This is a genomic window from Sutcliffiella deserti, assembly GCF_020037475.1.
GTDB classification, from domain to species: domain Bacteria; phylum Bacillota; class Bacilli; order Bacillales; family Bacillaceae_I; genus Sutcliffiella_A; species Sutcliffiella_A deserti.
In genome coordinates, this window is the sequence record NZ_JAIQDB010000001.1 from 639389 (window position 1) to 660980 (window position 21592).

Annotated in this window: 28 protein-coding genes; 5 read left to right on the forward strand and 23 right to left on the reverse strand. The window is 36.0% G+C overall.

Annotated features, from left to right (window positions below; all coding sequences use genetic code 11):
• Window positions 1-70: 70 nt before the first annotated feature.
• On the reverse strand, window positions 71-325 hold the full coding sequence (locus K9B36_RS03060; RefSeq protein ID WP_223700527.1) for a hypothetical protein: 255 nt from the start codon (window positions 323-325) through the stop codon (window positions 71-73).
• A 531-nt stretch (window positions 326-856) separates the two neighbouring features.
• Between K9B36_RS03060 and K9B36_RS03065 the strand changes: the two genes are divergently transcribed.
• The 3 genes from K9B36_RS03065 (at window position 857) to K9B36_RS03075 (ending at window position 3671) form a co-directional block, all read left to right on the forward strand.
• Window positions 857-1066: an aspartyl-phosphate phosphatase Spo0E family protein gene (locus K9B36_RS03065; protein WP_223700528.1), complete on the forward strand. Its 210-nt coding sequence runs from the start codon at window positions 857-859 to the stop codon at window positions 1064-1066.
• Window positions 1067-1403: 337 nt separating this feature from the next.
• On the forward strand, window positions 1404-3095 hold the full coding sequence (argS, locus tag K9B36_RS03070) for an arginine--tRNA ligase (RefSeq protein WP_223700529.1): 1692 nt from the start codon (window positions 1404-1406) through the stop codon (window positions 3093-3095).
• Between the two features lie 120 nt (window positions 3096-3215).
• Complete coding sequence (locus K9B36_RS03075; protein ID WP_223700530.1) at window positions 3216-3671, forward strand: DUF2269 family protein; 456 nt, start codon at window positions 3216-3218, stop codon at window positions 3669-3671.
• A 273-nt stretch (window positions 3672-3944) separates the two neighbouring features.
• Here K9B36_RS03075 and K9B36_RS03080 read toward each other — a convergent pair whose 3' ends face one another.
• The 7 genes from K9B36_RS03080 to K9B36_RS03110 form a co-directional block, all read right to left on the reverse strand.
• Window positions 3945-4157: a hypothetical protein gene (locus K9B36_RS03080; RefSeq protein ID WP_223700531.1), complete on the reverse strand. Its 213-nt coding sequence runs from the start codon at window positions 4155-4157 to the stop codon at window positions 3945-3947.
• A gap of 227 nt (window positions 4158-4384) precedes the next feature.
• The gene (locus K9B36_RS03085; protein WP_223700532.1) at window positions 4385-5329 is read right to left on the reverse strand and encodes an ABC transporter permease; all 945 of its coding nucleotides are present in this window, start codon (window positions 5327-5329) and stop codon (window positions 4385-4387) included.
• A gap of 1 nt (window position 5330) precedes the next feature.
• Window positions 5331-6245 (reverse strand): ABC transporter ATP-binding protein, encoded by a 915-nt coding sequence (locus K9B36_RS03090; protein ID WP_223700533.1) that lies wholly within the window; start codon window positions 6243-6245, stop codon window positions 5331-5333.
• A gap of 18 nt (window positions 6246-6263) precedes the next feature.
• Entirely contained in the window at window positions 6264-7028 is a 765-nt protein-coding gene (locus tag K9B36_RS03095) for a hypothetical protein (protein ID WP_223700534.1), read from the reverse strand.
• 12 nt (window positions 7029-7040) lie between these two features.
• Complete coding sequence (locus K9B36_RS03100; protein WP_223700535.1) at window positions 7041-7736, reverse strand: ABC transporter ATP-binding protein; 696 nt, start codon at window positions 7734-7736, stop codon at window positions 7041-7043.
• Complete coding sequence (locus K9B36_RS03105) at window positions 7729-8106, reverse strand: GntR family transcriptional regulator (protein ID WP_223700536.1); 378 nt, start codon at window positions 8104-8106, stop codon at window positions 7729-7731. Before K9B36_RS03105 ends, K9B36_RS03100 begins: the two co-directional genes overlap by 8 nt.
• Window positions 8103-8882 (reverse strand): hypothetical protein, encoded by a 780-nt coding sequence (locus K9B36_RS03110; protein WP_223700537.1) that lies wholly within the window; start codon window positions 8880-8882, stop codon window positions 8103-8105. The genes K9B36_RS03105 and K9B36_RS03110 overlap by 4 nt, the downstream gene beginning before the upstream one ends.
• A gap of 303 nt (window positions 8883-9185) precedes the next feature.
• Here K9B36_RS03110 and K9B36_RS03115 point away from each other — a divergent pair, with 303 nt between their 5' ends.
• Window positions 9186-9341 (forward strand): hypothetical protein, encoded by a 156-nt coding sequence (locus K9B36_RS03115; RefSeq protein ID WP_223700538.1) that lies wholly within the window; start codon window positions 9186-9188, stop codon window positions 9339-9341.
• Between the two features lie 39 nt (window positions 9342-9380).
• Here the strand turns inward: K9B36_RS03115 and K9B36_RS03120 are convergent, their stop codons facing one another.
• The 8 genes from K9B36_RS03120 to K9B36_RS03155 form a co-directional block, all read right to left on the reverse strand.
• Window positions 9381-9539 carry a hypothetical protein gene (locus tag K9B36_RS03120; RefSeq protein ID WP_223700539.1) on the reverse strand — a complete coding sequence of 53 codons (159 nt, stop codon included), beginning with the start codon at window positions 9537-9539 and terminating at the stop codon, window positions 9381-9383.
• A gap of 21 nt (window positions 9540-9560) precedes the next feature.
• Window positions 9561-9878, reverse strand: a complete 318-nt coding sequence (locus K9B36_RS03125) for a TIGR04104 family putative zinc finger protein (RefSeq protein WP_223700540.1) — start codon at window positions 9876-9878, stop codon at window positions 9561-9563.
• A 353-nt stretch (window positions 9879-10231) separates the two neighbouring features.
• The gene (locus K9B36_RS03130) at window positions 10232-11224 is read right to left on the reverse strand and encodes a nucleoside hydrolase (protein WP_223700541.1); all 993 of its coding nucleotides are present in this window, start codon (window positions 11222-11224) and stop codon (window positions 10232-10234) included.
• 28 nt (window positions 11225-11252) lie between these two features.
• Window positions 11253-12326, reverse strand: coding sequence for a Ger(x)C family spore germination protein (locus tag K9B36_RS03135; RefSeq protein ID WP_223700542.1), 1074 nt, complete (start codon window positions 12324-12326; stop codon window positions 11253-11255).
• Complete coding sequence (locus tag K9B36_RS03140; RefSeq protein ID WP_223700543.1) at window positions 12313-13416, reverse strand: GerAB/ArcD/ProY family transporter; 1104 nt, start codon at window positions 13414-13416, stop codon at window positions 12313-12315. Before K9B36_RS03140 ends, K9B36_RS03135 begins: the two co-directional genes overlap by 14 nt.
• Before the next feature lie 22 nt (window positions 13417-13438).
• Window positions 13439-14968, reverse strand: a complete 1530-nt coding sequence (locus K9B36_RS03145) for a spore germination protein (RefSeq protein ID WP_223700544.1) — start codon at window positions 14966-14968, stop codon at window positions 13439-13441.
• Between the two features lie 272 nt (window positions 14969-15240).
• Entirely contained in the window at window positions 15241-15567 is a 327-nt protein-coding gene (locus K9B36_RS03150) for a YolD-like family protein (RefSeq protein WP_223700545.1), read from the reverse strand.
• A 222-nt stretch (window positions 15568-15789) separates the two neighbouring features.
• Window positions 15790-15984, reverse strand: a complete 195-nt coding sequence (locus K9B36_RS03155; RefSeq protein WP_223700546.1) for a hypothetical protein — start codon at window positions 15982-15984, stop codon at window positions 15790-15792.
• 772 nt (window positions 15985-16756) lie between these two features.
• Here K9B36_RS03155 and K9B36_RS03160 point away from each other — a divergent pair.
• Entirely contained in the window at window positions 16757-16933 is a 177-nt protein-coding gene (locus K9B36_RS03160) for a YkvS family protein (protein ID WP_223700547.1), read from the forward strand.
• A gap of 409 nt (window positions 16934-17342) precedes the next feature.
• On the opposite strand, the gene K9B36_RS03165 is transcribed toward K9B36_RS03160, so the two are convergent.
• The 7 genes from K9B36_RS03165 to queC all read right to left on the reverse strand — a co-directional run bounded on the left by K9B36_RS03165 (window position 17343) and on the right by queC (window position 21514).
• Window positions 17343-17657, reverse strand: coding sequence for an AbrB/MazE/SpoVT family DNA-binding domain-containing protein (locus tag K9B36_RS03165; protein WP_223700548.1), 315 nt, complete (start codon window positions 17655-17657; stop codon window positions 17343-17345).
• A 74-nt stretch (window positions 17658-17731) separates the two neighbouring features.
• On the reverse strand, window positions 17732-18403 hold the full coding sequence (locus K9B36_RS03170; RefSeq protein WP_223700549.1) for an oxidoreductase: 672 nt from the start codon (window positions 18401-18403) through the stop codon (window positions 17732-17734).
• Between the two features lie 313 nt (window positions 18404-18716).
• Window positions 18717-18926 (reverse strand): hypothetical protein, encoded by a 210-nt coding sequence (locus K9B36_RS03175; protein ID WP_223700550.1) that lies wholly within the window; start codon window positions 18924-18926, stop codon window positions 18717-18719.
• A gap of 242 nt (window positions 18927-19168) precedes the next feature.
• Complete coding sequence (gene queF / locus K9B36_RS03180; protein WP_223700551.1) at window positions 19169-19666, reverse strand: preQ(1) synthase; 498 nt, start codon at window positions 19664-19666, stop codon at window positions 19169-19171.
• A 15-nt stretch (window positions 19667-19681) separates the two neighbouring features.
• Complete coding sequence (queE, locus tag K9B36_RS03185) at window positions 19682-20398, reverse strand: 7-carboxy-7-deazaguanine synthase QueE (protein WP_223700986.1); 717 nt, start codon at window positions 20396-20398, stop codon at window positions 19682-19684.
• A 7-nt stretch (window positions 20399-20405) separates the two neighbouring features.
• Window positions 20406-20846, reverse strand: a complete 441-nt coding sequence (queD, locus tag K9B36_RS03190; protein WP_223700552.1) for a 6-carboxytetrahydropterin synthase QueD — start codon at window positions 20844-20846, stop codon at window positions 20406-20408.
• Window positions 20846-21514, reverse strand: a complete 669-nt coding sequence (queC, locus tag K9B36_RS03195; RefSeq protein WP_223700553.1) for a 7-cyano-7-deazaguanine synthase QueC — start codon at window positions 21512-21514, stop codon at window positions 20846-20848. The genes queD and queC overlap by 1 nt, the downstream gene beginning before the upstream one ends.
• Window positions 21515-21592: the final 78 nt, after the last annotated feature.

Genomic DNA, 21592 nt, shown 5'->3' on the forward strand with positions numbered 1-21592 from the left:
TAGAGGAATGAAAGCGGCCGTTATTTTTGTAGTTATACACCTGGCCTATATTATATAATGGCAGGAAGGTTTAATTACTATTCGTTGGTATACTAAAACAATTGTTTGCTATTTTCATTTTGCTTAAAGTTGTTTGTAAAGAAACTAGAGAGTCACTTTTTTCATGCAATTGATTGTTCGTAAGGTCCACCATTGCTCGGGCAACATTTTCCAAGGCTAATTTGAGATTAACTTCTTCTAGACTTGCACCATCTTTTACTAACATCTTAAGTAGATCATTAGCATATTCATTCAACTTCTCCACTGTTACGTCCTGTCCATTCATTATACAGACCTCCTTATATTTATTTACTAAACTTATGCTAGCCTTGTTCATCCTATTCCTGTTTATCAGACTGTTTCTAAGTTCTAATTCTTCTTTTCTGATCTCAAATCCTTTCAATCGACAAAGAAAATACGATTGAACTTTTCGACTTATTCAGTCTTTTTTCGCTTTATCTTGCTAACTTTAACGTTGTGGTAAAGGTGTGTTTCGATATTAGCGTTTTGTTAGCTGACGATTAAAGAATAGTGTAGATTCCTGCGTCCGGCCCCGCGGTATACTTGAAATCCCATTGGCATGACCGAAGAGGCTTCTGCACCGCCTCGTGTTCGCTGCGTCTTTTTAGGAGATAAACAGTGACATTTAACTCAGCTTACTTTTATGAAACTGCCCTATTAAAAGAAGTATAAAAATTATATCTTTTTAAAATGCTTACTTTTTCACAATAATCCCTCCTTTTTACACTTGACCTATTTTCTTACAGTTCTTTTTCCTCTATAATAGAATAAAATCGTCGTTATATCATTAGAGGGAGTGATTAAGATTAAATTAATACAACTTGCAGTAGAGAATAAAAGAAAACAGATGATCCAAACTGCATCAAAAACCGGCTTTACCTCTAATGAAACGATAAAAGTAAGTCAGGAGTTAGATAAAATTCTTAATGTCTTTGTTCCTCCTGCTACTGGTTATCAACATGACCAGTTAAACAATAAAAAACAAAAAAATAGTAAAACTTCTTGAAATACATGAAAATTTATATATAATTAAGAAAACCTTTTTAAAAAATCACATGTGTAAAATACCTTAATGCCAAAGAAAGTAGCCTTTAGCTAGACACAAAGCGAATTAGGGATGGTGGGAGCCTAATGCAATGCTATAGAGTGAAGCGCACTGTGGCCGATAACATAGACTTATCCCCTTTACTGGATACTTAAGCGGCTTTTCTCAGAAGGAGAAAGCAAAAAGAGTGGTACCGCGGGCAAATTAGAGCTCGTCTCTTCATTTATTTGAAGAGGCGAGCTCTTTTTGTTTATTCCGTAAATTAATTTAGGAAATATAAAAACAAGGAGTTTTTAAAATGAACTTAAAGCAAATAATAGCAAATTCTATTCATGAGGTTGTGACCGAGTTACCAGTTGATATCATTCAGAACTTGATTGAAAAGCCGAAGTACTCTCATCATGGAGACTTCTCTTTTCCAACGTTTGAGATTGCAAAAAGAAAGAAAATAGCTCCCCCCCTTCTTGCCTCCCAACTCTCAGAAAGAATTAGCAGTCCTTGGATTGAAAGATGTGAAGCGGTTGGACCATATGTGAATTTCTTTTTTCATAAACAAAAGGTCCAACAACAGATCGTACAAACCGTCCTTGAACAACAGACAAATTATGGTGATCTCACCATAGGAAATGGAGAAAATATTGTTCTGGACTTATCTTCTCCTAATATTGCAAAGCCTTTTTCAATGGGCCATCTTCGTTCCACTGTGATTGGGAATTCTCTTGCTAACATCCTTGAAAAATGTAATTTTAATACTGTACGTATCAACTATTTAGGCGATTGGGGTACACAGTTCGGGAAGTTGATAGCTGCCTATTTAAAGTGGGGAGAACAAGAGAAGGTAGAAAAAAATCCTATACCAGAGCTCTTAAAACTTTATGTAAGGTTCCACCAAGAAGCTGAAAAAGATACAGATGGACTTGTGGAAGAAGGAAGAGCTTGGTTCAAGAAGCTTGAAGACGGGGACGAAGAAGCACTCTCTCTTTGGAGATGGTTCCGAGAAGAATCGCTACTTGAATTTCAACGTATTTATGACTTACTCGGAGTCAGCTTCGACTCTTATAATGGTGAAGCATTCTACAATGATAAGATGGAAGCTGTGGTCAACCTGTTGCAACACAAACAGCTCCTATCCTTTTCTGATGGTGCCCAAATAGTAGAATTAGAAGAAGAACCATCCTTGCCTCCCTGTTTAATAAAAAAGTCAGATGGAGCGACACTTTATGCTACACGTGATTTGGCTGCTGCTTTTTACCGGAAGGAAAAATACCAATTCGCTAAAACACTCTACATAGTAGGTCAAGAACAAACCGTCCATTTTCAGCAAGTCAAAGCGGTAGTTAAAAAAATGGGGGAGTCCTGGTATAACGATATGCATCATATTCCTTTCGGTCTACTTCTTAAAGATGGGAAAAAACTGTCGACAAGAAAAGGAGAAATAATTCTGTTGGAAAATGTTATCCAAGAGGCCATCCAATTAGCCCAAAATAATATTGCAGCCAAAAACCCATCCCTTCCTAACAAAGAAAAAGTGGCTAAACAAGTAGGCGTCGGTTCCATCATATTTCAAGATTTAAAAAATTTCCGTTTAAACTCTATTGAATTCTCTCTTGAGGATATGCTTAAATTCGAAGGAGAAACCGGCCCCTATGTTCAGTACACTTTTGCACGGGCCTGCTCTATTTTACGCAAAGCTTCTTTCTCCGAAGAACTGGTATCTCATGGTCTTCAGGATACCTTTTCATGGGAACTTTCAAAACTACTTTATGAATTTCCAGAAGTCATAGAAAGAGCTTATATTGGTTTTGATCCATCCGTCGTTGCCAAATATATAATTGATGTTTGCCAAAGTTTTAATAGCTGGTATGGTCATGAGAAAATTTTAAATGAAGATCATAGCAAAAAGAGTAGGTTGGCATTAGTTTATGCTACAACAGTCGTCATTGAAGAGAGCTTAAGGCTTTTAGGGATGGAAGCTCCAACTGAGATGTAAAGCACCGATAGCAGAGAGATGGTTGAATATCAAAACAATGTAATATTTTATCGCGCCAATAGTACATGAAACAAACTTTCCTTTCATATATTGAAGTAACACTTTGTTGGGGGAATGCCTATGCAATGGTTGGTTTGGATTCATATCTTAGTCGCGATAATCGGAATCGGCCCTACCTTTTTTGGAAATATCCTTTTGCGGAAAAATCAAACTGTCACAGATTTGCGTCATAATATCTTACTTCAGCATAAATTAGACTTTTTCCCGAAGATCGGTGGGACAATTGCTGTCATAACCGGAATTTTGCTAGTGATTTTCGGAAACTACGGCTCCATTCTACAAATTTGGCTACTTGGAGCACTTTTCATCTACTTTGTTATCCAGGTTCTCGTCATTGGCTTTATTTCGCCAAAGGTTTACGAACTACAACGTTGGTTGCTTCATCCTGAAAACCGTGCTTCTACCCAACTGCCTTTTAACCAAGCCGAAAATTTAAAAACTATAAGTAATTTGTATATGTTGGTATCGGTCCTAGGTATATTAATTTTCCTGCTTATGATCATTAAACCAAACTAAAAGATAGGTCAGTTCCTCTAGCTCTCTTAAAAAGAGTATAAGGCATTGACCTATCTTTTATGTTCTATTTATGGCTCTGTTAAAGTTGTGTGATGATAAAAACGCTATTCCAGCGAGAATTGGTGCAAAAGGCTGAGACTCCACTTTCGACCGGGATAAGACTGGAGAACCCGCTGGTACAGCCTAGGAGGCTCCAGCACCGCCCCGTGGAACACGCAGCCTTTTGGGGAAATCAACAGCGGCGTTTAACTCAGCCTAACTTATAAAATTTCTTTAATAAGTAGTTCTTGAACCAGAGGCTCTTATCCTTTTTCTATATTCCACCTCCGTTCCGAAGTACTGATTAAGTAGAGTTTCCATTAGCTCCAGATCATTGGGCTTTACTACCGGATCACGCTCATCCCAATATACTGTATAGACAAAATAATATCTTTTCACTCGAGAAAACAACACATTAGAATGAGGATATTTATCAAAGTAACCCAAAACCCTCCCTCTCTTCATATGCGAAACCTTTATTAACTCCATTATTATCACCTACTTTAGTAAGAATAGGTGGATCCTATATTGCTTATATTCCACTAAAAACAAATAAAAAAACTGCCACTGTATACTGGTGCCTGCAGACCAAACCGAAGAGGCTCTTACTTCGTTAACTCAAACACAAAAAAAGCAATCCAACCCAAACGGGAGGAATTGCTTCATAGTTTAAATTAAGCTGCAATATCTCTCTTCACAAAAGTTAAAAAGCTGATTACTTGCAATAATATAAAATAGACCAGGAACATTACAATAGAAAACCAAAATGAAGTTCCCGCAACAACCGGTATTCCATCGATAAATGCTGTAAAGTTTATATTCGCAAATGGGGAAAACTTAGCCCATTCGTATTTCATACTTACTAGTTGTGTAATTTGTGTTCCGGTAAACAACAAGAATAGGGAGAGACCTATGGCAAGAGAGTTGTTTCTAAATACGCTTGAAATCATGAATGCGATAGTGGCAAACAATAGAACATCAAGTGAACTTAAGAGCATTTTAAGGGTTATAAACATAAATGGATGTAAAGCGATAATTTCTCCGTTTGCATACAACAATTCGGTAGAGCTATCCATCCCAAAAGCTATCGCACCTACTAGGAAAGAGGTAATAAATAAGATCACATAAAATATTGCCATAAAAACAAGGACAGCTAAGTATTTAGCCAATAGAATCTTGCTTCTCTTTATTGGGCGGATCATAAGTAACTTTATTGTCCCCCAAGAAAATTCACTGGCAATCATACCAGCAGCTATAATAACCACAAAAAGTGTGATGATACTTGATAGTCCAATGGTAGAGTCAACATATGTCCAGACAGTATTTTCCTGAACAGGTGCTAAATTGTTTTTTATCCGATATTCATTTATCGCATATGTGCGCTGCTCCCAATGCGAATCAGCATCCATCGTCATTTTTAATTGTTCATTTTCTTGTTGGAGGGATTCTTTCCAGCTTGCCTGATTGGCATTTTCATCCGGGGCATTTTCCATCGTGGAGCCCATCATCAACGTAAAGACCACACTGACAACGGCTAGCGCGATTAGAATTAAACTCATCACATAAAAGCTTGGTCGTCTAAACCATTTAATTAACTCATTCTGTATTAGCTTAGCCATATTAGACACCTCGTTTCTGTGATGTTATTTCTAAGAATTTATCTTCAAGAGTTTTTGTCACTTCTCTCACTTCAAATATAGAGACTTTGTTTTCCACAAGTAATTGGATGATCTCCGGTACTTTCTCTTTTTCCAATACAGCCTGGAGTATTTCCCCCTCCACCTTGACTTTCAAGGCGGCAGATTCTAAAATCTTTTTCGCACTGTCTAGAGGCGTGACATAAAAGTTGAACGAAGATACACCATCTTGAATGAAGTCCCGAATGCCTTGAATATCAATTAGCTCACCTTGTTGGATAATTCCAATACGGTCACACATAAGTTCCATTTCGGATAGTAGGTGACTAGAAACAACGATAGCCATTTGCTCTGTTCTTGCCAAACTGCGAAGATAATCGCGTATTTCTCTTATCCCTGCAGGATCTAAGCCATTAGTAGGTTCATCTAAAATCAACACTTTCGGTTTGTGTAAAAGAGCTTGCGCAATTCCTAAACGTTGTCTCATACCAAGCGAGTAAGTTTTCACCTTTTCATTGATGCGATCCGTTAAACCTACTAACTCGATTACATCTGTTAAACGCTCTTTGGTAACGCCAGGGGTCATTCGAGCATATTGCATTAAATTCTGGTAGCCTGTTAGAAATTTATACATTTCTGGATTTTCTACGATAGCTCCTACATGGCTTACTGCCTTTTCATAATTAGTTTTTATACTCGCCCCTTCAACTAAAATATCCCCAGAGGTTATGTTCATTAACCCTACCATCATTCTAATAGTAGTAGTTTTTCCAGCACCGTTTGGACCCAAGAATCCAAATACTTCCCCTTTGTACACTTCAAAGGAAACATCTTTGATTATTTTTTTTCCTCTAATCTCTTTAGTTACATTTGTAAGTTTTACTGCAATTTCACTCATTGTCTTCCTCCATTTCTTCTACATTTCCATTTTCTTTTCAATAAACCAAGTTGAAAGCATAAATAACCCGACACACACCATTCCATAAAAGCCAATTAGCCCTAAAGAGAATTCCCCTATATCCAGCCCGAAGGAAAACCCATATTCTTCCGTTTTTGTTCCGATTGTCGGAAATGGAAATACTACAATCATTAGAAGCTTTTGATACATCAACGAGTCGTGAAAATATTGATGTAATTGAATAACAGGCCAAGTTAAAATAACGATAAGAATCTGTATAGTTTTACCTGCTATACCTTTGTTAGCCACACTTTTTATAAACACAAAGATAAAAGTCATCCAAAACCCTAGATAAACACCGATTATTGCAATACTAAAAATAAAAATACTTGTTTCAGCTGCCTCAAAATTCATCAGATCTTCTCCCTTAAGAAGAACGCCTGAAAGAAATACCAAACCTATTGTTATAACAAGGGATATAAGACTTGTAATTAAGGAGACAAGAAGTTTACTTGAAAGTAGGGCATAGGCAGAATTTGGATTATGCAGCCATATCATTGATTTGGTATCTCTGTAAAGGCTAACAGAGATATCTACCGCTACATAAAATAGGTGGGTGGAAATTAATAATATGCCAACTCCGAGTGAAATTTCCGGTTGCTTCCAGTAGAGGGACGCTCCAAAGCCAGTTATCCATAAGAGCATAATCGTAGCAAAGTTTTGCCACAGCATTTTTTTTGACAGCTTCCATTCTTTTAGAATAAGTCCATTCATTATCTGCAAAGGATCCCTCTCCTATCTTTCTATAAAATGCTTAACCATCCAATCACTAACAGACACACCTTCCACTTCCCTGATCTGTTCTACATTTTCTTGAGCTATATAGTTTCCATCTTTTATTAAAATCACTTCATCTAGCAATGGTTCAATTTCATCTATTTCGTGTGTTGCAATAATAAGTGTTTGGTGCCCGAAGTTCACGTAAGTTAATAAGCTCTTTACAATTGATTTTCGTACCATAGGATCTAAGCCGGAAAATGGTTCATCTAATAAAATATAATCCGCTTCCCTTGCTAAGGCTAAAACCAATTTTAAACGACCACGATTTCCCTTTGACAATTGTTTTATTTTTTTTGCACGTTCAATATTCATAAAGATTAATAGTTCTTCCGCTTTTTCTAAACGAAAATCACTAAATTGGGAGGCATAAAAAGAGACCATATCATTAACAGTAAAAGGTTCATAATAAAAATCCAATTCTGTCAAATATGCAACATTTTTCGCGATTTTTCTAGTTACCACTTCCCCATTCACCGTCACTCTGCCTTTATTAGGCTTTGCTAGTCCTGCCATTAATTTAAGCGTTGTAGATTTTCCGCTACCATTGGGCCCAAGTAAACCGATTATTTTTCCCGCTTCCAGCACAAGATTTGCATCCTTAACAGCCAGTTCCTTACCATACTGCTTCGTGACATTTTCAAATCTAATCATCCTTCTTGTCTCCCCTTGCAAGAAAATTTTCCACTCTTTTTATAATTTCCATTTCAGAGGCACCAATTTCCCTCATGCTTTGTACAAAACTTTCCACAACCTTGGCTTCCATCGTATCTTTCAGATGGGAAATATTTTTTTCATTTTCCACAACAAAAGTCCCTTGTCCTCTCCTCGATTCCACAATCTCCATCCTTTCCATTTCGCTGTAGGTTCGTTGAATGGTGTTGGGGTTTACTCCAGAATGAATGGCCATTTCCCGTACGGATGGCAGCTTATCACCTGGTTTAAGTTCCCCCCGGACAATTTCTCTACTAAGACGATCAATAATTTGTAAGTAAATTGGTTTGTCTGCGTCGTACTTTGTCATTTCACTTCCACCGCCTTTTCAAGAAGCCATGCTGTAAGAAAGAACCATCCTAAAGATTTGAATAGAAATATTATAAAAGCACCTAGCGTAAAAGGATTATTATTAGTGTGAAAGGTAGAAGCCCCCTCTGTTCTTATTAGATAATCCAAAGCATAGTCATAATTCCATGGTAGGGGTCCAAATTGAGATAGCGTATTAATTAATGTAGTGTTATCCAGAAACATAATAAGTGATTGAAAACCGATTAAAAATAAGAAAAAGATTTGTACTTTAAATCTACCAAGCAATCCAACCATCCCAATCGCATGATAAACTGCCCAGTAAAACATGATATTCAAAGCAAATTCGATTCCACTTTTATTCAAACTATAGCTTTCGGTAAGAAGAATGGAGTTGTATGGAATAAAATCTAAGCTAGGAAAAATATGAAATATACTTATAAAGACAAAACCAAATACACTAAAACTGATTATTTGTAAATATATTCCTGTAACGATTTTACTTAATAACAATGATCTAGTAGATTGGGTGGAATGTAACCATAGTTGCGTTTTGCCCTCAACAATCAATCCAAACATCAGGATAATCGGAAAATATAAAAGGTGTAGTACTAAAATTACGATAGAGACAATTAAACTTATTGTTGGTTCGCGATAATAAAAGGAAAATCCAAGGCTGATGATCCATCCTGCCAAGAAAGTGATTGTTGTAAATATGAAAGGTTGTTTAGTAAGTATCCACTCTTTTTTCAATAGACCGATAAGAGGTCTCCGCATAAAATCCCCCCCTCTCGTGTATTATTAGTGTATTAGTTAACTAGTACAAAGTGTTCTAGTTAGATGGTACACTGATTTAAGCTTGTATGTCAATGGTCTCGTGTTCTTAATTTTATTTTTCAGGACATTAACAATGGAAATATTATGCCGATAAAGTATATATGCTCTTTTTTTAGCTTCGATAGACAATTAAGTACATAAATTTAGTTTTTTTTACAAATTTCTCTATAATCACTTAATATTTGTTAGAATATTTTGTATAATAGGATTATTACTTTATTCATTGGTTTAGGAGTGAAGTGAATGGATACTAGAGGCAGAAGAATTGTTCGCAACAAATCTCGGGGGCAATATCATTATTTATTGGTAGCAAGGGAATTTTTCAGTTCATTCATTCTTCATGCACTTTCACTTGCAATTATTGCTACTTTCTTAATATTGGTATTGAATCTGGTATAAAAAAGGAGAGGGCCGACATAATAGCGGCCCTCTCCTTTTTTACTTTTTTTTATGTAAGGGAATAACATTTCTGGTTTCCCACTTAGCCTCTAAATCCATCACTTTGTCTTCTAGTTTACGGATATTACGATTTATTCTATAAAATACAGGAATGTAGATCATTATAATAAATACAACCGTATATAAGAATGGATGCATTTTTTCACTCCTTTTACATTGTTACTGCTTTTGCTGGTATTTGCTTTTATGATAGGTTATTCGACTAGCAGTATATAAAACTCCAATTGTCGCAAACAGAAGAACAAATAAAACCTGTATAAACCTCGATTCGATCTCAAACATGCCAGTAACCATATAAACCAATATTATCGGAATCATAATAGTATATAGGGAAAATATAAAGCGATATCGCTCGTCTACCTCATGGACAGTGCCACAGGACTCACATGTTATTGGACGATATCCAAAAAAGATTGAATAGAGCTTTCTTTTATAGGTTATTTTTTCCTTGCAGTTGATACATTGCTGAAATGACATTCTTCTACTCCTTTTTTTACCTTACTTTGCTTTTAGGCATAGGAACTACTTTCATTCTATCACTTGCATATCTATATATCTTACTAATATCATACCAAATCTAATATAAAAGGAATAGGTAATTTACTGAAATTTCACTACAGAAATATAACAGAATGCTTTTGAACATGGAGAGTTAAGAGATATGAAACACCACTGTTAATTTTCATCAACACACATCTTTAACAGAGCAATAATAGATGGATGTTTTCTCTCAAGAATCCACCGTTTAATCGCCTTCTAAAAGCAACCGTTCAGATTTGAGTGCTAATGAATAACTAACTATCTAAATAAAAGTTTTACAAGGGTAACTTTTATTCTATAATTGGTAGTTTACTTGTCATTACCTTTATAAAATCATCCAAAAATAGTTGATAATCAAGCTCAAGAGCTATAGCAACTTGGTTTTCAGCTGGTTCTTCTTGTGGCTTTGGACGAAAATCAGCGATGCTTACCCCTCTTAGTGCGTCATCCGTTTCCCCAATGAAAATTTTTCTTTCCACATATTTAAAAGCTTGGGGAGTCGTTATTGCAAATAGTGTCAGGACATCATGTAAAGGACTCCCTTGAATTCCTGGTACCAGTTTTTTATAGGCCTCAAAGTAATAATCGAATATTGCTTTCATTAAAGGCTGAAATGGATTGTTATTGGTAGCAATTATTTTATCAATTACATTTGGTGGAATGATTGCTTTATTTGTTACATTTAAAGGATATACGACTCCATTATCTACACTGGCTGTCACAATTTTTGCAGCCATAGGGTCTCCATAGAAATTCGCCTCTGCTCCTGGAGTAACATTGCCTGGAACCAAGAATGCGCCGCCCATTAAGTAAAAGCCCTTTACTGTATTTAAAATGTCCGCTCCTGCAAGGTTAAAAGCGATTGCGAGGGAAGTCATTCTTCCCACATCTACAATGAGTAAATCATCCCCATATTGCTCTATAATTTTAAAAACAGTATCAAAATTTAGTAATTCCCCTTGAATTTTTTCAGGTGGTCTAATCGGACCAAGTCCTTCTTCTCCGTGAATCTCCGGATAAAAGGGTGTATACTCTCCTGAGAGCGGACCTTTTGCTCCTCCGATTAATACGATATTATTCCTATTTGCTAAATCTAATAAGTAAGCAACATTTTGAGTTGCCTGTTCTTGATTAACATTCCCATAGCTTGTTACTATTCCCACTAATTGGATGGATGGGTTCAGTAAAGCATAAATAATCGCTAAAGAGTCATCAATGCCAGGATCACAAAACAACAATATTTTTTGCGCCACTATTCCAACCCCTTTTGTTGAGTTTTTCAAATATATTCACCCTTCCTTTCATTCTTTCCTATTCTGTTATTCCAGTACCAAGAATGGTTACTTCTGTAGTTACATTAACTTCTACATTAGGGTAGGTTTTTTCCCATTTTTTTAAGTCAAAACCTCTTTTTCTTGATTTCGCTTCAAACCCTAAACCTATAGGGTCTACATTTTTTTCTTGAAACAATTTTATCAGTGCTAATGATTGCTTCTTCAATTCTTCCTCAAAAGCCTTCTGAAATATTTCTATCTGCTTTCCATTTACCTTTGTTCCTGAATATTCCCTAATCGTTCCGTTCATTTTCAGTTCTATGTGAAAATGCGGCTCTCCATTTTTCCATTCAACTTTCACCTGACTATCAGTCTTGATGCTTTTTAAAGACACATGTTCATTTTCGTCCGGAATCATTATGGAAAGTGTACCACCAGAATGCTTGTCTACTAACAATTTAAAGTAAAATAGCATATCATTTGGAACCACGGCAACAAGTTTATTGTCTTTTATTACAACCGCACCTTGAATGGCAATATCATCGTTTTCTTCCTTTAGATAAGGAAGATTAGGATCTTTTCCTTCTTGGTAATGGTCTGAAAGGAAAATATGCAAATTGCTGGCAGGCAAATCACGGCGGTGGACATTATGTTTTATTAAATTCATAATATAGTGACCTGTTCCCTCTGTCCCATACTCTTTTTCCAACACACTTTTAACTTCTCCTTCCAGGACAGCCAAGTAAAGACTAGTTCCTATACTTGAATCCCGCTCCAGAGCATCAATAAGTTCCATCATTCCTTTTTCAGCTAGTTTTTTATTAAAAATAACCACTTGCAGACTTCCATTTACAATAGGTGCGGAAGATTCTTTTTGTAAATTGGCTAGAAGATCTTTATTCATATTTGCAACCGAAGAAAATGTTTTATTTGTAATAGATTTATCAGCTTGGTAAATCGGGATTAAGAAAGTACCCCTGACTTTCTCTCCTTCTACCAAATCAAATCCTTCTGCACTTTCAATATTAATATCATCCACGATTTCTTTTTCTAGACACCCCGTTAAAAGGAGGCAGCAGCATAATATAACCAGCCATTTACATTGAGGCATTTTCTTTCTTCTCCTTTCTCCAACTTGCAAACACAACTATTAGAAATAGGATGGGTATATACACATACGCTATATAAAATCCTACTTGGCCAATATAATTATTTAATTCGTTAATAAGTTTACGATCCTCAAACATTTGCGTTATCATAAAAATAAAGATAGTGAGATAGATAAGTGCCGTTTTATGTTTTATAGGGATTACCCGCTTAGTCATCCGACTAGCACACCATAGAAACATGCAAACATTCGGAAGGATAATCAGACACCAGTTTGAAATCCCGATATACTCGACCCGCGCCACAAAAGGCAGTTCGATCTTTTTCCAAATAGATAAAGTTGCCCATATATTTTTTTCCAGTTTTCCTTCACTAAAGTATGAGAATGTAATGATCGCCACTGCCAGATAAATGAACGTAGTCGTAAACACTCCTAAATGGGCCCATTTTTTTGATTTATTTGGTTTACTAATAAAAGGATAAAAGACGAGCAGTGTTTCAAAACCTAGCATGCTTAACGTCATATCTTTCCCAGATAAAAGGATATCCTTTATGGGGTGGTCAAAAATCGGCAGTAAATTCCGAAAATTGGCATACTCCAAAGGGATTATCAGAGTAAGTGCTAAATAAGAAGGTAGTACTACCCCAAGGAATGCAATACCAGTAACAATTCTAAACCCTCCTGTAATAATGTAGAAAACTAAAAGAAGAAAAAATAGCGAAAAAAGCCAAGTTTTAAATTCCGGAAACAGCCATACCTGAACTACTTCTATATATGTACGGAGTACTGTAACTGTCGTAAGGATGAAATACAGCACAAAAATCAAGTTAAAAAAGTTCCCTATCCACTTTCCAAAGGCTAACCTGTGGGCACTCGCAAGGTCCCCTTCGCTTTTTTCGCATATTTTATAGATAAAGTAAATCATAAGATGAGTCACTATCCCAACGATGATGATGCCCATCCAAGCATCATAACCGGCAGTCATTGCAATAATCCGCTGATAACCTAATGCCCCTACCCCAAATTGTGTACTATGAATTAAAAAGAACACTAAAAAAGGAGAAACTTGAAACTGCTTTGGTATCTTCTGCAATGGACTTCCTCCTTCCTATGGTTTACTCCACATCAATATCTTTTGGCTTTTTTTTCTTTTTCATATACGATCTTCTCTTTTTCTGCGTCCTCAGTTGAGTAGGTCGTGTTGTTTGAAATGAAAATGGCAACCTGAATATTGCATCTTTCATATCTTCTATTCTTGGCGGGTAGATTGGCTCTAAATAGGGTCTGTTCAAGGAAGTTAACCTTAGTAAATGTGTAGCCAAAATGCAAAAGCAGAATACAATTCCTAAAAGCCCCCATAACTCTGCAAATAATAAAAATGGGAAACGTAATAAACGGATGGTGTTACCCATTTTATAAACGGGAGTTGTGAAGGAGGCAAGCGCTGCTAAAGCAACTATAATAAGCAGGACATTACTAGTTAACCCCGCTTCAACCGATGCTGTCCCAATTACAATTCCTCCAACGATCCCGATAGTTTGACCTACTTTTGTCGGAAGCCGCGCTCCTGCTTCCCTTAATAATTCCAGCGTTAATTCAAGAAAGATTGCTTCAAGGATGGGCGGCAGCGGGACTTCTCTCCTCGAAGAAATTAAAGTACTTAATAAATCCTGAGGAATTAATTCATAGTGATAAGATAGTACCGCCACATACACTGGTGTAACAAGGATGGAAAAGGCAACACCGAACAACCGTATGAGCCGGAAAAATGATGCCAGCCAGTAGCTTAAATAATAATCTTCAAACGAAGAGAAAAACTCCACGAGCGTAGTAGGACCAATTAATCCATGTGGCGAACCGTCCACCATGATGACAACTTTCCCCTCCGTTAAAGCAGAAACTACACGATCCGGCCTTTCCGTATCCAACAGTAAAGGGAAAACAGTATGTTCGTTATCGGATATTAATTGAGTTATGTATGAACTATCGTTAATATGATCAAATTGGACAGCACCCAATCTTTCCTTCACGGTTGCAACATTGTCTTTATTCGTTATCCCTTCCAAATACAAAATAACGACTTTCGTTTGTGATATAGTCCCCATTATTTTCTGGTCCACTGTCAACATCGGGGTTTTTAACCTTCTGCGGATTAGATTCATATTGGAGTCTACATTTTCTACAAAAGATTCTTTTGGCCCTATCACACTAAATTCTACTTCTGGTAAAGAAACGGCTCGGCCTTGAACAAACTCAGATCGTACAAGCAATCCTTGCTGGTCTTTTTCGTGCAGTTGAATAAACATAAATCCTGAGAGCAACTTTTCTCTTATCTCATCGGAATCTGAAGATAGCGTAACAACTTCTACCGGCAGAATATTTTTGAGCTCCTGGATCGTGTTCCAAGGTTTAGTGGAGATGGCCTGTAGTATATCCCGGTGTAAAAAGTCTGTATCAATTAAGGTGTAGTAATAATTCACCCAAACCGATTTCCTTCCATCATTTGTAGCTGAATTAAAGCTTAAGAAATCCACTGATTTTTTCATCTGAGAAATTAATTCAAGAACCGTTAAGTTCTCTACTTTATCGGAATCGGATTTAGACTTGGATTTTGACATAAATATACTTTTCAAAATATTTTTCATTCTAAATCCTCCTCACATTTCCATTTTTGCTATTTTTATTTTTCCTAGAATCCCACTTAATATACAATCAGTTCTATCCATCGAAAAAAGATGTTTATCTTAAAGATTAGGGACCATTATTTTCTTTAGAAACTCGCAAATGCCTAAGAAAAGAGCAGATAGTAACAGTTGTAACAGTTTAATCTACTTACCTAAAAGCAACAGTCTATGTGAAAAATCCAAAAAAAAGAGGCTGCCGCAAAATTCACTTTGCGGCAGCCTCTTTTTATATTTTATCGATGCGATTTTCTAATAATTTCAATCACATCAAAAATTCGAATATGGTAAATATTTTTATCCGAATCTTTAATGGTTATCTTGTTTGCTTTATATCGAAATGATTGAATATGACCTGTAACTTGTATAACATCGCCCTCAAACCAAATGGTTATTTTTATTGTTTCTCTTGCCAGATAGATATGACGAAGCAACTTTTTTATGTACTGTATGTCAGGTACATTCTCAGGATATAGTAAAAACCCCTGAACGGTTAAGTTTTGTTCATTTTTCCATAGGTACATAGATTGGTTGGTCAGTTTATCTTCTTTTTTATATTCCATGGCTATTACCCCTTTATATTATTAATAAAATCTTTTTTAACAGGTAACTTCCATCTCCATAAGGACCACTATTTTCATACATATTCTAAAATTCCAAGGATAATTACTTTTCTTGCAATTTAATGAGCCTATGGATTCTCATCCAACTTCCAGGAAAGTAAGATTAGGATCTATACAAGAATTTTTTCTGAAAATACCACAACCGGCTAGCAAGATATGATATTAACTTCGTGCTTCTTGCATATAATGATAAATAACTTCACCGTTGTGTCTGGCAATGCCTCTGAAATGCTTAAAGTCTTCCCGGTTCACAAGAACTTTACGAAATGCCATAAACTCCTCTTTGGTCACTTTATACTGTGTTAAATCACCACTTTTGAGCTTGTTTAAAATCTCAGCAGCTAATTCTTCGTTCATTCTGTATACCTCATTTCATTCTATTTAACAAATTTAATATACTCTTATTATACTATCGTATTATTTCAGAAATTAGGCAATTTGAAAAGAAAAAAAACCCTTCTTTACCGAAGAAGGGATTCAATGGGGGATAAGGAATAAAATAATTAGAGTAATTTTACTACTTGCAAAATTAAACTCAAAATATAATATGCCTATTATTGTAAGAGGTGACAATGAAATATTTCAAATAATCGTATGAAAAATGAATTTACCATTGGTTTACTATTCTTTAACAAGAAGAGTCTTTACAATTAGGCTCTGTTAAAGTTGAATGGTGATGTTAACTCCAGCGATGATTGGAGCAAAAGGCGGAGACTCCAACGGGAAATAGCGGAATACTTGCGACCCCGCAGGCTAGCCGAGGAGGCTCCAGCACCGCCCCGTGGAACGCGTAGCCTTTTGCGGAAATCAACAGCGGCGTTTAACAAAGCATACAATTAAAAGAAAATTTCGAAATAAGTGAATCAACCTATTTACGTTTTTAATAAAATAATGCAAACTGTATATAATTACATTTTTAATATCTATAGACTCTGTTAAATGAAGTTGTTAATCCCGTTTCTTCCTCTAAATTGGAGTCTACTGCGGGAGGAAGCTGTATACTTGTGACCTCTCTGGCAAATCATAAGTGATTTTTGTACATTACAGCAGTTCGTGTATATCTAAAGTAATATTTAACACAGTCTGTCAATAAAGTTTGTATATAAAAAAACAGAGAAGGAGAGAGAAAATGAAAAAGGCATTGGTGGGGAATATCATTGAGTTTAAAGAAGGACTACAAGGTGTGGTAGAAAAAGTTAACGAGAATTCTGTTATCGTTGATTTAACATACATGAATAATTATCGTGATCTGGAGCTAGAACAACGGACTGTGGTTAATCATAAGAATTATAAAGTGATTAAGTAGTTATAAGCGCTGGCTTCTTACGTAAATAATGAAGGTTTAAGGTTGTAAAAACAAGCAGCTGTATTGTCACTGCTCGATTATCGCAGTATTTATTTTTGTTATTACCCAGAGTCTTAATACTTGTAAACTCTAGTTTCTAATTACACTCACTGAACAATGAATAGGAATGCAGCCTGTTATAAATAATGCGTTAGTATGTTAATTAATATTAGAATATTTGAAAAAGGGGCTCTTTTCAAAAAAGGAGCTTCTTTTTATTGGCTGCTCTAATCGCATATAAACTACCAATTAGCTCCCTCAGTTTCCTCGCAAAAAATCAATAGCGGTATTTAAACCTGCCATTCCATGTAATTAGGATGAGCTTGTTTTAATTTTACAAAGCTTGAAACATTCTGCCTGCCTTCATGCTTTATCTGTTTTCCTCTTCCACTATTTCAAGTACGACGCTAGATCTTTCTTTATCTAACTTTATACTAAAGTTTGTTTCTTCACTAATTTTCAGGTTGCGCCTTATTTCCACAGGTATATTAACCTTCCCATTATTAGAAACTACAGATTCATTAAAAATATGATTGTCGTCAATTGGTTTCATGACAACTCCTAAAGGTTTTTCCATTATCATTAATACATCTCCATCAGATATTTCCAATTGCTCGCGAATGATTTTGGGAATGGTTAAATGGCCAGATTTACGAATTCGTCTGCATTCTTCATAATGGCACATAGTTTACACTCCTAGTTTTTAAAGTATATTCCCTTCTCTTCACAAATGAAAACGATATTTAGCATGGTAACCCTTTAGAGGGTACCAATTTTATGCATTAAGTCAGATTCTATGATATGTACCCCTTTTTTACTATTTCTCATAAAAGAAACCATTGATTTTGCAACAGTTGATGCATGAATGGAGTGATATTTTCGTAAATGCCCTCTTAAAGCTGGTTGTATTAGTTTTTCTAGTATTTCTCCTGTTTTTTCTCCAATACGAAACTCCTCACGTTTTCCAAGCAGTAATGATGGTCGAAAAAAATAGGTTGAAGGTATATTAATTTGAGTAACAGCATTCTCCATTTGTCCTTTAATTTTATTATAAAAAAAAGAAGAATTGGCGTTTGCTCCAATAGCGGATACGATCGCTATTCTTTTAACTCCTTGCTCCTTTGCGATTTTTGCTGCCTCCACTACATATTCATAGTCTACTTTTTTAAAGTTCTCTTTGGATCCGGCTTTTTTTCTAGTTGTTCCTAAACATATAAAGACTTCATCTACGCGAAAATGATCTTGATAGTTTGATAAATGATCAAAATCAATACCTATTTCATTTAGTTTTGTATGTGCTTTTATAGGAGAGCGCCTTACAAGAGAGGTTAAGCTATTATAATCTGAATTTTTCAAAATTTCTTTCGTTATATATCCGCCAATTAATCCTGATGCACCTAGAATTAATGCTGTTCTTTCTCTTTTCATCATTAAATTCTCCTTTCGCTTAGATACTACCTTTATATCAAATCTCCACTATTTCTACAACTATTAGAATATTTTTCATTCACTAGACTCCAGTTCATTGCTTAACCTGCTCAAACTATAAAATAGAGTATAATGGTGAGATTTGCATTGCTATAATCCTCTAAATAAACCTAGGACATTCCAACTTGCTTTACTACTTCGCTCTTTTGGGTCCATCATCTTGCTTCCTCATCTATAAAAAAAATCCCGAAAGACTTTTCGTCAATCAGGATTTTCTTTGGAAGGTTACAATCGGTGGAATGACTAGGAGGAGAGGTTAAATCCAGCTTCTACGGTGGCATTTGCGACGACGGTCATCTTGAGCTCCAGCTACTAAGTCATTGATTAAACAGCGACGGACTGCTTGGCAAAAGTCTCTTCCATCAATCGAAGCATGTACCGGGACTCTGAAATTTTCATCAAAAATTCCGGCTACACGGTCGTAATCCTTGTCAATACCGGCTACATTATTTCGGCAGCATCCCATATATTTCACCCCCTTGTTAGTTACATATTGTATCTTATGTAATTACAGACAAGCTGCGAGGGCAATTCTACCATTTTAATAAAAATGTGTGAATCTCTCAAATTAAAAATAGATGTAGACAAACTCAAAGTATTTTCGAGTTTGTCTACATCTTTTTCGTACCTGTATCTTAAAGCCCGTTTATTTCCGTTCCCGGCACTTCACTTTCCGCAGCCGTAGCCGAGGATAAAGCATAGCTTATACTACCGGTTATCAATTTTTTCTGGATATAAATCATGGTTCATTAAACGATAATCTGCCATTTCTACGTACTTGGTCCCTGGCTTACCGTAATTTGTGTAAGGATCAATGGATATGCCACCGCGTGGGGTAAACTTCCCCCATACTTCTATATACCTTGGATCCATTAGCTCTATTAAATCATTCATGATAATATTCATGCAGTCCTCGTGAAAATCACCGTGATTTCGGAAGCTGAACAGATACAACTTTAATGATTTGCTTTCTACCATTAATTCACCTGGAATATAACTAATGTAGATAGTAGCAAAATCAGGCTGATTTGTTTTTGGACAAAGACTAGTAAACTCCGGACAGTTGAATTTAACAAAATAGTCTCTGTTAGGATGCTTATTTTCAAATGTTTCTAATACATCTGGCGAGTAATTAAATAAATATCCAGTACCTTGATTGCCGAGGAGAGTTACCCCTTCTAACTCATGATCTTTTCTTCCTGACATTTGTTACACTCCTTTTTAGACGCCTCGCTTATTTCCCCATATCAATGTATGGAGCTGGGGCAAGACATGCGCATTATTTAATTCATCATCTTTCATTACTTTATCTATAAGCCATTCGTATTGTGTTAATAATTTATTTACAAGGTTCTCATTATCCTCTGTTTGGGTGTCTTCATTTCCTACTTGAATGTAAAAGGTAAGATGTGGATAACGTTGATGAACCTGTTTTGCATAATTTAAATCTTCTTCATTGAACACTACTATCTTCAATGAAGTATTGGAAGGTTCTACTTTTGAAATTAAAGTGTCCAGCATCGAAAAATCAGTATTCATGCTGGAACTCGGTGGTTTAGGGGATAGTGTTAAATCATCAACCTCAACTAACCAATCCTGCCATTTACTTCCTTGTGTTTCTACTGCTATTTTAATATTTTTATTGTGTAAAAGCCTTACAAGCTCTCCCATATTTTTCAACAATGCAGGATTACCGCCGGAAATAGTTACATGGTTAAATGACTTCCCTCCACATTCTACCAATCTGCTCCATATTTCCTCAGCAGTCAAAAGTTCTATGTCATCTTTCGAACTACCATCCCATGTAAAAGCAGAATCACACCACGAACATTGATAATCACAGCCAGCGGTGCGAACAAACATTGTTTTGCGGCCAATAACCATACCTTCTCCTTGCACGGTTGGGCCGAAAACTTCCAAGACAGGTATTTTTTTTATACTCATTCTACTCTTTCTTTCCTTTCTTAGGACGATACACTACATAGCTAGTTGGTGTTTCTCTTACAAATAATTGTAAGCACGTCGGAGTATTCGGCAAGTTCTTTAAATGAGCTTCAATCGTTTCCCACATTAATCTGGCGACCACCTCTGTTGTCGGAAAAAAGTTGGGGTCATTGGAATTAAAAACATCGGTATGATCATTTAAAATCGTATGATCAAATTTATCGTGCAAAAGTTGTTTTAATACCTTAAAGTTCACCAAAAAGCCTGCTTCGTCTAGTTCATCACCGCCAACGGTAACATTGACAAAATAAGTATGTCCATGTATCTGTTTACACTTCCCGGCAGATTCTGAAGGAATAAAGTGCGCTGCCGAGATATTCATATCTTTATTTAATTCATATTGATAATCATGGAAAATTTGGGGATACATTTGCTGTATCATTATGACACAACTCCTTTTTCCTTCGTCGCTAAGTAATCATCTAATCCTCGTTTCCTTAATTTACATGCAGGACAATCCCCGCACCCATCCGCTACTATTCCGTTATAACAGGTTAAGGTTTTGGTTCTAACAAAATTTAAATACCCTAAGTCATCAGCCAGTTTCCATGTTTCTGCTTTATTAAGCCACATTAGTGGTGTATGAATTACAAAAGGATAATCCATTGATAAGTTTAAGGTGACATTCAGTGATTTAATAAACACATCTCTGCAATCAGGATAGCCGCTAAAATCTGTTTCACATACACCAGTTACGATATGCTTTGCGCCAATTTGCTTTGCGGCCACAGCAGCGAAAGATAGGAACAAAAGATTTCTTCCGTCTACAAAAGTACTTGGTAATTCTCCTTCTTTTTCTTCAATTTCAATATCAGAACGAGTAAGAGCATTGGGGGTAAGTTGACCAAGTAACGACATATCTAGTACACGATGTGTAACACCAAGGTCACTAGCTATTTTTTTTGCACATTCAATTTCTAGTTCATGACGCTGACCATAATGAAAGGTTACCGCTTCAACCTCTTCAAATTCACGCATTGCCCAAGCAAGACAAGTTGTACTATCTTGGCCACCACTGAATACAACCATTGCCTTTTCGCGTATACTCATAACAATCTCTCCTTAACTAAACCGTTTTTTTATATTAAACATACTGTTGATTATTGCTATAGACTCAGGCGAACTTTG